10 protein-coding genes are annotated in these 11,397 nt (G+C 33.9%); 4 read left to right on the top strand and 6 right to left on the bottom strand.

Annotation, left to right across the window (positions count from 1 at the left end):
* Positions 1-74 precede the first annotated feature (74 nt).
* From M0214_RS09070 to M0214_RS09045, 6 genes are all read right to left on the bottom strand, one after another.
* The gene (locus M0214_RS09070; protein WP_248722249.1) at positions 75-689 is read right to left on the bottom strand and encodes a hypothetical protein; all 615 of its coding nucleotides are present in this window, start codon (positions 687-689) and stop codon (positions 75-77) included.
* Positions 690-755: 66 nt separating this feature from the next.
* The gene (gene mdh / locus M0214_RS09065) at positions 756-1,688 is read right to left on the bottom strand and encodes a malate dehydrogenase (RefSeq protein ID WP_248722248.1); all 933 of its coding nucleotides are present in this window, start codon (positions 1,686-1,688) and stop codon (positions 756-758) included.
* A gap of 228 nt (positions 1,689-1,916) precedes the next feature.
* Complete coding sequence (locus M0214_RS09060) at positions 1,917-2,933, bottom strand: DUF6588 family protein (RefSeq protein WP_248722247.1); 1,017 nt, start codon at positions 2,931-2,933, stop codon at positions 1,917-1,919.
* Positions 2,934-3,024: 91 nt separating this feature from the next.
* Entirely contained in the window at positions 3,025-5,568 is a 2,544-nt protein-coding gene (locus tag M0214_RS09055) for a carboxypeptidase-like regulatory domain-containing protein (RefSeq protein ID WP_248722246.1), read from the bottom strand.
* Positions 5,555-6,469: a FecR family protein gene (locus M0214_RS09050; protein WP_248722245.1), complete on the bottom strand. Its 915-nt coding sequence runs from the start codon at positions 6,467-6,469 to the stop codon at positions 5,555-5,557. Before M0214_RS09050 ends, M0214_RS09055 begins: the two co-directional genes overlap by 14 nt.
* A gap of 51 nt (positions 6,470-6,520) precedes the next feature.
* Entirely contained in the window at positions 6,521-7,030 is a 510-nt protein-coding gene (locus tag M0214_RS09045) for an RNA polymerase sigma factor (RefSeq protein ID WP_248722244.1), read from the bottom strand.
* Between the two features lie 260 nt (positions 7,031-7,290).
* Here M0214_RS09045 and M0214_RS09040 point away from each other — a divergent pair, with 260 nt between their 5' ends.
* From M0214_RS09040 to M0214_RS09025, 4 genes are all read left to right on the top strand, one after another.
* Positions 7,291-8,382: a hypothetical protein gene (locus M0214_RS09040; RefSeq protein ID WP_248722243.1), complete on the top strand. Its 1,092-nt coding sequence runs from the start codon at positions 7,291-7,293 to the stop codon at positions 8,380-8,382.
* A gap of 78 nt (positions 8,383-8,460) precedes the next feature.
* Positions 8,461-9,249, top strand: a complete 789-nt coding sequence (locus M0214_RS09035) for a membrane metalloprotease (RefSeq protein WP_248722242.1) — start codon at positions 8,461-8,463, stop codon at positions 9,247-9,249.
* 38 nt (positions 9,250-9,287) lie between these two features.
* On the top strand, positions 9,288-9,872 hold the full coding sequence (locus M0214_RS09030) for a porin family protein (protein WP_248722241.1): 585 nt from the start codon (positions 9,288-9,290) through the stop codon (positions 9,870-9,872).
* A gap of 386 nt (positions 9,873-10,258) precedes the next feature.
* Positions 10,259-11,206: a DUF4382 domain-containing protein gene (locus tag M0214_RS09025; RefSeq protein ID WP_248722240.1), complete on the top strand. Its 948-nt coding sequence runs from the start codon at positions 10,259-10,261 to the stop codon at positions 11,204-11,206.
* Positions 11,207-11,397: the final 191 nt, after the last annotated feature.

The following is an 11,397-nucleotide window of genomic DNA, read 5'->3' as shown; positions in this document are numbered from 1 at the left end:
TAATTGATTTGTAGCGTATTAACGCATATTCTTAAAATGATAAAATTGGGGTGTATTAAAACACCTAATAGATTTTAGCAGTTAGAGTTAGGTCCAGCTCTAACTTCGGGTTCTTTATGTGAAGTATTATCTATTGCAACAGCAATCTTTCTGTTGACTTTGTAAGCCGTTTTTATGGAATGGTTGAGTTTACAAGTTACTTGATTAATAAACGGGAAGTAAACATTTGGATTTGTAAACCTTTCGTAATCATATTTAACTTCTAAAACATATTTCCCACCACCTAAATTCGAAGACTCGGTACCTTGTTTTATTTCGTAAACATCTAAATTGTAATCTGAAGTATCATCAGATGGACGTGAGTCTTTACTTGAATGACTAGAAGCATATTCGAGTACTAGATGACTGTCTTTTGAAAGGATTTGCTTTATGCTGGTAACATTAACATCGCTATGGTAAGTGATTTTTAAAGTACCACCTTTGGCTTCTTGAACTTTAATGTTACTTGCTCCAACATCTAAAAGTCGGACTTTTATATCGGCAATGGCTTCCTGAACGTCTTCTTCAGTTATTTGTACATCAATAAACTCCATAACAATCTCCTGATTAGCCACAGGATCTTGTTTCTGGCAAACACCAAGAAGTGTTAATGCTATTATTAATGTACTAAAGTACCATTTTGCGTTCATGCGCCAAATATAAAAAAAAAGACTGTATTGCTACAGTCTTTAAAATGATTATATGAATAAGGTATATTAGGCCTCTACATTTAATAAACCATTGGTTTTTCTAACACCTTCTGCACTTGCCTGCATATGTGCTTTTTCGGCATCACTTAATGGGATATCAACGATTTTTTCGATACCATTTTTCCCCAATACTACAGGTACACCTATACAGATATCTTCTAATCCGTATTCACCATCTAACAACGTAGAACATGGATAGATTTTCTTTTGATCACATGCAATAGCTTGAACTAAACCGCTAACCGCAGCACCTGGTGCGTACCAAGCAGAAGTTCCTAATAATTTTGTTAAAGTAGCTCCACCAACTTTAGTATCGGCTGCAACTTGCTCTAACCTTTCTTCGCTCAAAAACTCAGATACCTTGATACTATTTCTTGTCGCATGGCTAGTTAGTGGCACCATTCCTGTATCACTGTGACCACCAATTACCATCCCGTCTACATCACTAATAGGAGCTTCTAGAGCTTCTGCTAATCTGTATTTAAAACGTGCAGAATCTAAAGCTCCGCCCATTCCAATAATTTTATTTTTAGGTAAATCTGTAGATTGGTGCACTAAATAAGTCATCGTATCCATTGGGTTACTTACCACAATGATTATTGTTTCTGGAGAAAATTCAATTAAACTTGAAGATACCGATTTTACAATTCCAGCATTAATACCTATTAACTCCTCACGAGTCATACCAGGTTTTCTTGGAATACCAGAAGTGATAACACAAATATCGCTACCAGCAGTTTTACTATAATCGTTTGTAACACCAGTTATCTTAGTGTCAAAACCATTTAATGATGCTGTTTGCATTAAGTCCATGGCTTTACCTTCTGCATAACCTTCTTTAATGTCTAATAGAACTACTTCTGATGCAAAATCTTTAATGGCGATATACTCCGCACAACTTGCTCCTACTGCTCCTGCTCCAACTACTGTTACTTTCATGTCTTTAATTTTTGATATGTTATGTTTTTTTGTAAAATTCTTAGCCTTAAACTATTCAAAAAAGTCTTTTTGAATATACTCAGGCTAGGCAAAATTAAGAATTAAAAAGCTCTAAATAAAAAAAGTACAGGATTAAAATCCTGTACTTAACTAAAACAAAAAACTAAATATAAACTAACTAAAATTAAAACATCCTTTTTGAAAACTTTTCAATAATTGTATTATTTTTTATCTAAATCCAAAATTGATTCCTAATGAAAATGCATTGAAATCTGAAATATGATACTCAGCATTAAGTCTAAAGAAACCAAGTTTTAGTTTTGTTCCTAAAGTCCCTCGAACTGAAGACACCTCACTCGATACGGAAAACGGGTCTTCAATAGCATCGGCCGTTATTATTCCGTTGGATACAATATATGTACCTAACATATCTGAACTAGATTTACCTTTTATATAGCCCAACCCACCGTAAAAATTAATTACAGGCATTTTAGTTGAAGCTATTAATTGTAACAACAATGTGTTTGTATCATTTTCCAATCTTTGGTTTTCACCTTGAATTCCAGAAGATTCTGTTAAATCGTAACTGGCATCTAAATGTGTATAGGCTACTAAACCAGAAATTGCAATGGGTAATAATTTATCTGCAGGTAACCACTTCGTGAACTCTACCTGCAAACCTGCTCCGTAAGCATTTAATTTCACGTCTTCGGTATCAATTTTTGGCACAAAACGCGCTTTGACCTCTATACCTTTAACTAAACCTACGGCGCCTTGTATGAAAGCAGTAGGAATAAGGCTTACATTTTGAGAAGCCAATCCTGTTGGAAGTGTGATTTCTTCAGTTTGTTCTCCAAAAATTGGGTCATCATAAGTTATTTCAACAATAACATCAGTTTCATTATGTCCCAATACCGAAGCAACCATTTGAGATTGACCACCTTGAACAAACCTTACATTATTGTATTCAGCTGTGTTCATTAAAAAGGTCTTATTTTCATCTGTAGCTTGAGAAGCATTAGCGATTATGGATATTTCAAAACCACCTAAGGGCTTTGCATCTGCAGTATTAAACCAATTGGAGTTCATGCTATGCATTAAACCATTGGTTCCTGGCATTAAATAATCGTTTGCAAAACGCTGGGCATCCTCAACACCAGCAGCTAGTAAAGCATCAATATCATTTTGTGCTTTTGAAGTAAGTGCCGTAAAGCACACTAGCATAAGTAAGGTTAACTTCTTCATTATTTTGATTTGGGTTAAACAAATATATACATTTTTCTTCTAAAAACAACTTTTTATCGAAAAAAAATGTATTTTATCGAATTTATTGTATTTAGAATCTACACCTCCAACTAAGGTTAGGCGTTAAACCTAATGACCTATTTTCTATTTCGATGGTTGTATTGGAATCGTTAGGGCTGACTTCATAGTACCTATTAATACTATTACGTTTGTTTAGGAAATTAATAACCCCAAGTCTTAAGGAAGAATATATACCATTACTAATATTAAAGCTATAGTTTAGCGAAGTATCCAATCTCATAAAATCATCTAAGTTCTCGCTGTTTGGGGTGTCATAATTTACAAAGGTATTATTCCCGCTTTGCACTGTTTCATTACCCTCTACCGGTTTAGTATATGGTCTACCTGTTCTCCAAATACCTCCTACAGATACCTTAAAACTTTTGACAATCTCATAATTAAATGCTAACGATATAGAATGACGAATATCTACATTATTGGGAAAGGTTGACGGTGTTAGCGTCTTGAATTCATAATCATTAAGGCTGTAAGTATAACTTAACCAAGCACTCAGGTTTTTTGATGTTTTATTAACTAAAACCTCAGCGCCCCTTGCCGTGTAGCTCCCAATAGCGTTTATACTCTGAAAATTATTATAAAACCCTTGATTTGAAGTCGTTATTCCATCAACATGTTTATAAAACCCTTCTATATCAAGCAACCAATTGTTCTTTTTTAATTCAAAACCCGAGGACACTTGCTTACTTTCAGAAATGGGAATACTTCTTTCATTAGCCAAGATCCAACGTCTTTTTTCAACTCCCAAAAAATCATCTTGAAAGTCAATTATCTGGGTTGCCGATTGGTTTTTAAACTCGCCTTGCAACTTGAAAGCTAAACCATTTAAAAGTCTTTGTCTAAAATTCAATCTAGGTTCAATTATAAGTTTATTGAACTTTTGAAAATAATTCCATCGCACTCCAAACCTTAAGTAGGTGTTTTTGTTATTAAACTCCAGCTCGTTAAATACCGCATGATTTAATAATACATCTTTCTTAGTTTTATCATAAGCTGGCGCACTTACTTCGGTGGCATTTAAAACACCTATTTCACTAAACTGATACCCATTTAAAAGGTTAATAAAATTACTGAGCCTAAAATTGGTTTTAAATTTTAGACCAGTTTCCAAAACTTCATTGGCTTGAGAAAACTCCTGATTTGTTTCAATTCTATTGTCTAATGAAAACACATTGTACTTTGAATAAAACACATTAAAATCCGTTGAAAATTTGTTATTCCAAATGGCATTCCAACTGCCGCCAAAACCAAGATTCTCTTGTTTTAAATTACTTGTCTTAGATTCTTTTTCCCCGTTATTATTTGTGAATGCCTCTGTATAATCCAGATTATTATTAACACCAATAATAGTGGCTCTAAACTTATGATTTTCATTAAAATCATAAAGCACTTTTGCAGAATAGTCGTAAAAGAAAAAATCTGACGAACGATTACTCTCACTAATATTATCTCTATTTGTACTTAGTTCACTATCCTGAAAGCTGCGTTCAAAGTAATTATCATATGTTGGAGAACTTAAATAATCTGCAAACGAACGCCTTCCCGAAAAATGAAAGGCCAGCTTTTTACTTATTGGTATTTCCAAAAAGGCATCGGCATGAATTAAATTTGCACCAAAACCTCCGGTAAAACGAGACGTAAGTTCGTTTTTGGTTCGCATATCTATTGTACTGGAAACACCATCACTAAACTCACTCGATGTTCCGTTTTTGGCAACAATTACCTTGTTGGTCAAATAAGGATTGTACGCAGAAATCAATCCAAAAAAATGTCCAGAATGATACATTTTAATACCATCCCAAAGCACTAAATTCTGGTCGTTTGTACCACCACGAACGTTAATATTCGCTATACTCTCATTTACACTTTCTACACCAGGCAACGCTTGAATTGACTGTAGCACATCAGGTTCTGTAAGCCCTGGAAGTATTCCAAATTTTGAAGTGTTCAAGACTGTGCTCCCATCGGTTTGTTTTTGCAAACCTGTAGTAAGGAATTTATAGACTACCACTTTATTAAGTGCTTCTTCCTTTTCTATTAAAACCAAAGTTTTACAACTATTATCTGTTTTCAGTAAATCTTTGGCTTTTATCTCGAGAGATTCATAACCCAGGTAAGACAAACTTATAATATCGTTTACTCTAATATCGGTAAGCGTAAACACGCCATTATCGTCTGTTATAACTCCTTTAGAGCTATGCTTTACAACTACAGATGCACCAAAAAGCGGGCTATCATCAAACCCAGAAACCAAAACACCACATACGGTAATGGTTTTATTTAATGTAGAAACCGTAATGTAGCGTTCATTTAAAAATTTAAAATTCAGGAGTGTTACCTCATTTAAGTAATCAACTATTTGATTAAGTGATTTTACCTCTTTAGGAATGGTAACCGCTACACCCTCAACATCATTTACAGAATATGAGAATTTTACATCAAATTCTGTTTCCAATTCTGAAATTAGGTTGGCAAGCAGTTTCTTTTCCTGAGCCTGTAATTGAGATGTTATTGCAAAGAATAGTATTAAAAACGAAAATAGCTTAGTTAGATTCATAGTTATAGAACTCAACTTTTTTACCATTTGTTTTATAGCTTAACTTTAGTGGTATGGTTACAGATTGTAGTGCAATATCTTTATCCGTATGCGTAAAACTCCCTGTAAACGGTTCAGTAATATTTACGTCTTTAGTAGAAATTTGGATGTCATATTGAATTTCTAATTCTGCTATTACTTGCCACAAAGGCACATTAATAAAGGATGATTCTTTAGACAACCAAGCCGGGGATGTGGCCTTGAAATCTTCAACGTTGATAACCTGTCCATCAACCAATCTAAATGTCTTACCTGGTGTTAACACCTTGCTATTTTCATTTTGTGTAACTTGCACAGAGCCTTCGTAACAAGTAACTTCAAAGTAATTCTCACGTTCCTTTACATTAAATTCAGTTCCTAAAACTTGTACATTCCCAATTTCTGTCTGTACCGTAAATTTTTGACCCTTAGTTACCTTAAAATAGGCCTCTCCATCAAGGGTGAGTGTTCTACTGTCCTTCCAAGATTTTTTGTTGAATGTTAAGTCCGACTGCGCATTTAATACAACTTGGGAGTCATCGGGTAAACGCAAAGTTTCGGTTTGAGCAATATCGGTAGAATAAGACTTAATACTATTGAAAAACAAAAAGTAAGAGGAGGTTAACAATACTACTAAAATAGCCGCTACCCTTAAAAAGGTTTTAAAATTAAGTGGTATGACTTTGGGTTCTTCCTTTTTCAAGTTCTTAGTCTTGAACTGCTCTAATGCTTTATCTGCATCTATTTGGGGCGCTTGCATTTGAGAGGCATAATGAGCAATCTTATTAAGAACTTCAAAATCTTCAGTTGTTTTCAACCGTTCAATTTCCAGCTCTGAAAGCTCATTATCAAACCATTTTAATATGTCGTTTTCGTTTTTCATGTTTGTTACTTCAATACTAAGACAACCCTATTTAGTTTTACCCTACCCTATTTATATGTTTTTTATATGCTCTCTTAAAATTTTTAAGGCTCCTGACATTCTTTTTTCAACAGCTTTTTGTGAAACCCCCAGTATTTCGGCTATTTCCCTGTATTTCTTTCCATCTATCCTATTCATTAAAAAAACTTCCCTCTGAGATTCAGATAATAACGAAATGGCATTCTGCAATTTCTTTTTAAACTCTTCCTCCTCTAAAATATATTCGGGACTTTCATTGGTTTTATCTACATATGGGGCCGCTTTGGCATATTCCATAACCACCTTTTTGTGCTTAACATTATTAAGAAATAAATTATTTACTGTGGTAAACAAGTAGGTTTTTGCTTTGGTAAAATCTATTTTAGAACAATTTTGCCAAATTTTTGAAAAGGCATCTTGTACAAAATCCATGGCTCCATCCTTGTCCCCACATTTGTAATAGGCAAAATTACTGGCCGCTTGCACATGCTCTAAATAAAAATTATTAAAGTAGGTTTCTTCACAAAGTTTATTTCGCTCCATGATTGTAGATTATGATGGTATTTAAAATAAAACTCAAACAAAAGTAGGGTAAAAATATTTTAAGTTGTCTTAAGAACGTAAGAAAACAAATAAGTTAGTATTATTATGAAAAGATACGCATCTCTTAAAATTTTAAAAATAATCTTAATTATTATTGTTGTACTAATCTTGCTACTCAACATATCACTAATTTTCAAATAAGTTGGTAGGGTAAAACTAAATAAGGTTGTCTTACATATACAAAAGCAAAAAAAAGTGCTATGAAAAAGAAAGTAAATAACCCAAGAAAAATTAAAATCATGAAACATTTAAACATATTAACCACTGCCCTAGCTGTAGTCTTTATGGCATTAACGTCTTGTCAAGATGAAATAGACTCCGAAAACGGAAACCGAACAGATACAAACTCTGCCAACTCCAGCACCGCCAAGAACTTAGAACGCTCTTCTGCTTACGATGGCAGTTTTGACGATTTTTTAGACGGCATCTCTTGTTCATCTATATTACTACCTGTTACGGCAACTGTTAACGGAACTCAGCTTACACTGGTCACAGAATCAGATTACAACTTGGTCTTAAATATTTTAGGTGAATTTATTGGAGATGATGACACCATAACATTTCAGTTTCCATTATCCGTTAGGTTAAGCAATTATACCGAAGTACAAGTTGCCAACCAAACAGAGTATGACGCCCTTATGACTGCTTGTGAGGAAGCGGAAAACAAAGGCGAAAATGCCATTAATTGTTTAGATATAGACTTCCCTGTAACGATTCTAACCTTTAGTTTAGATGCAGAACAAACAGGAAGTGTGGTTCTAGAATCTGAACAAGAACTATATACCTACATGAATAATTTTGGAAGCAACGAACTATTCTCTGTAAACTACCCTATAACAGCCACCTTAAATAATGAAACTGTTGTTGAAATAACAAGTGATATGGATTTAAACTCCAGAATAAGTGAATGTTTAGAGGTTGACAACGAAATGGAAGAAGCAGAAGAAAACGCTAATACACTAGAAAACATTTTAGTTGATGGGCTTTTTAGAGTCGAATCTTTTATAACCGCAGGGATAAACACGGCAAACGTTTATGCAGATTATACTATAGATTTTGCAAACGACTTAAGCTGTATCGCAGAAAACACCGTTAACGCAACTATTGATGACGTTGAGGGAACATACGCCGTAACCTCTGAACTTGAAGTATTCTTAACATTGACATTTTCTGGAGATGCTACTTTCCAACTATTAAACCATACATGGGAGGTTACAAGCTATTCTGAAAATTCAATCTCTCTGCAAAGTTCCACAAATGCAGCAATAACCCTTGTGCTATCCCAAATTTAAAACTAGGTTTGCATTTGTAAAGTGTGTTATGGTTAAACAGCTGCCATTAAAAGGCAGCTGTTTTAAAAAGTCATAAAAATGAAATATACATATTATCTAACAAGCCTTATTTTATTGTTATTACTTGGTTGTAGTACAGAAAACAACAATCAAGAACAAGCCAACGATAATGAAGACAACACCCCTAATACAATAGGAAATAAAGCGGGCACGGGGACTTCTTCTAAGGACTTGCTGTCTGATGATGTATTTACAAGTATGATCGTCGAACTTGTCTATGTAGAGGGATATGAACCTACACAAAAGGCCATTAACAATTTTAAAAGTTTCATGGAGGTCAGAGTTCATAAACCAAATGGAATTACCATAGAAAAAAAAGCCATTCCCTCTCCAGGTAAAGACAGGTATTCTACCCAAGACATTATAACTATTGAAGACGATAACAGAACAAAATTCAATAATAGTAATACAATTGCTGTTTGGGCATTTTTTGTAGATGGAGAATCGGATAGGAAATCAAATAGTAGTGTAGTATTAGGCACAGCTTATAGAAACACATCGTTTGTGATTTTCGAAAAAACCATTCAAGGTTTAAGTGATAACCCCTTAGAACCAAACCGAAGTGTTTTGGAAACTACAGTAATTACTCATGAAGTTGGCCATATTTTAGGGCTTACAGATTTAGGAGCCGATATGGTTCAGAATCATGAAGACGATACACATGCAAAACACTGTAATGTAGAAAGCTGTTTAATGTATTGGTCTGCAGAGACTGGAGATGGTCTATCTAACTTAATAGGCACTAGTGCAGCTCCTCAATTAGACGCCCATTGTATTGCAGATTTGCAAGCCAATGGCGGCAAATAAAAAATTCAAACTCAAATCAATTAATAAATACAATAAAAATGAAAATAAAAGTTTTAACCATAGGAATATTTTTTAGCCTAATTTTTAATTTAACTGCTCAGGAAGATAGCAAATCAAATGCTGGTCTAAAGTTGGGCTATAACCTAGCGGCTGTAAGTTATGACGGGGAAACAGAAACCGGACAAAGAAACGGGTTTCATGCCGGGCTTTATGGAGAATCATTCCTTTCGGAAGTGGTAGCGCTTCAAATTGAATTCCTCTACTCACAACAAGGATATGAAATTGAAGATAACGGTAGTACGTTTACCCAAAAATTAGATTACATAAATCTACCCTTGTCATTAAAGATTTATCCCAATTCAAATTTCTTTTTAGAAGCGGGTCCTCAAATTGGACTTGCAATAAACCACAAAGAAGAGTTTGACAGTGGGTTTGGACTATTTAACACTTCCCAAGAATTTGACCCTGAAAAATTTGATTGGGGCGTTAACTTTGGTGGCGGATTTAAGACCGATTCTGGAGTTAGTCTTGGTGTTAGATATCACTTAGGAATGGGAGATGTTTATGATGAAGGCAGCCCCCAAAATAGAGTGTGGCAATTTTCAATTGGTTTCGATTTCTAAATTTAAGCTCACATAATTCAAGGTTTTGTATTGGCCGTTTAATTGAAAAATTAAGCGGTTTTTCTTTTTCTTAAACTTTGAGCATTTTTAAAAACTTGAGTCCAGCATAAAACTTATAAGAGAACAGCTATAAGTTTAACAAACTTCTAGCACAGTCAAAAGGTATCTAAATAATTTTACTTCAATTAAGCCCACACTACACCACACCTAAAAACAAGTGTTAATTCATTTATTATCAATAAAATAGACACAAATCTATATCAAATTCACAATAGTAAAATTGCTTTAAATAAAAAAAAATAAAAAAATGGTAGGGTGAAAAACGTTTGAGGTGTCTTAATAATGAAAACCCCAATTTATTAATAATTAAATAAAATTTAAAAGTTATGAAAACACAAGTAAAAACAATAATCTTAGCAGTTATCTTATTAGCAGGAATTACGTCATGTTCTAAAAATGATGACCCAACAAATGATGAAACATACCCAACAGCTGTACACATTACAGATGCCCCAATTGATAATACAAATGTGAAAGGCGCCTTTGTTACTATTACCGATGTAAAAATTGATGGAAACTCAATAGAAGGATTCAGTAAAACAACCATAGATTTAATGGCTTATCAAAATGGTTCTACTAAATTACTAGGAAATTTAGACCTAAAAAGCAGAATGTATTCTAATATTAGCCTAGTAATAGATACCGCATCTGATGCCAACGGAAATGCTCCAGGATGCTACATTTTAACAACAGATAACACAAAGCATGCCTTGGCCTCTGTATCGAACGAAATACAAATCAACGATTCGTTTGAAGTACTTCGAAGCAATGCGAATAAAATGGTTATCGATTTCGATTTAAGAAAAACCATTACATCTCAAACTGAATCTTCTAATGCATTCGATTTTGTTACAGCTTCAGAGCTTTCTAACGGATTACGCATTGTGAACGATTTAGAAACTGGCGAAATTCAAGGTAATGTAAGTGATTCTGAAAACACATCAGACAAAATCGTTGTCTACGCCTACAAGAAAGGAAGCTTCAATGCAGAATCTGAAACCAAAGGACAGGGTGCTTCTAAAATAGAATTTGCAAATGCCGTTACAAGTTCCGTTGTTAATAATATCACAGGCAGTTATGAGTTAAATTTCCTTGATGAAGGGGAGTATGAACTTCACTTTGCATCATATAACAAAACAGACAATAGCAACACATTTAAATTTTCAGCTATGTTAAACGTTGAGTCTTCAACATCTGTAAATTTAGGAAGTATTAAAGTAGATGCCAACTCACAATTAAGTGCCAGTGTATTAGTATTAGGGCACCTTCAATAAATAAATTTCCAGAAAGAACATTTTCATCTTTCCTTAACTAAAAAAAGAGACCGTAAAAGCTAATTTTATACGGTCTCTTATTGTTTCTAAAACAATGTTCTTGCAATAAAAAAAAAATCATATCCCACAAAAATGAGAAATACTTGGTAGGGTAAAACTCAACTGTGTTGTCTTAATAATGAAAGCACAAT

Source organism: Seonamhaeicola sp. ML3 (assembly GCF_023273855.1).
Classification (GTDB): Bacteria; Bacteroidota; Bacteroidia; order Flavobacteriales; family Flavobacteriaceae; genus Seonamhaeicola.
Note: the sequence above shows the minus strand (reverse complement) of the source record. Positions and strands in the feature narration are given on the sequence as shown.

What these genes read in the sequence shown, in the direction of transcription:
- M0214_RS09070 (WP_248722249.1), bottom strand. Translation starts at nt 689, where the DNA reads ATGAACGCAAAATGGTACTTTAGTACATTAATAATAGCATTAACACTT.
- mdh (WP_248722248.1), bottom strand. Translation starts at nt 1,688, where the DNA reads ATGAAAGTAACAGTAGTTGGAGCAGGAGCAGTAGGAGCAAGTTGTGCG.
- M0214_RS09060 (WP_248722247.1), bottom strand. Translation starts at nt 2,933, where the DNA reads ATGAAGAAGTTAACCTTACTTATGCTAGTGTGCTTTACGGCACTTACT.
- M0214_RS09055 (WP_248722246.1), bottom strand. Translation starts at nt 5,568, where the DNA reads ATGAATCTAACTAAGCTATTTTCGTTTTTAATACTATTCTTTGCAATA.
- M0214_RS09050 (WP_248722245.1), bottom strand. Translation starts at nt 6,469, where the DNA reads ATGAAAAACGAAAACGACATATTAAAATGGTTTGATAATGAGCTTTCA.
- M0214_RS09045 (WP_248722244.1), bottom strand. Translation starts at nt 7,030, where the DNA reads ATGGAGCGAAATAAACTTTGTGAAGAAACCTACTTTAATAATTTTTAT.
- M0214_RS09040 (WP_248722243.1), top strand. Translation starts at nt 7,291, where the DNA reads ATGAAAAAGAAAGTAAATAACCCAAGAAAAATTAAAATCATGAAACAT.
- M0214_RS09035 (WP_248722242.1), top strand. Translation starts at nt 8,461, where the DNA reads ATGAAATATACATATTATCTAACAAGCCTTATTTTATTGTTATTACTT.
- M0214_RS09030 (WP_248722241.1), top strand. Translation starts at nt 9,288, where the DNA reads ATGAAAATAAAAGTTTTAACCATAGGAATATTTTTTAGCCTAATTTTT.
- M0214_RS09025 (WP_248722240.1), top strand. Translation starts at nt 10,259, where the DNA reads ATGAAAACACAAGTAAAAACAATAATCTTAGCAGTTATCTTATTAGCA.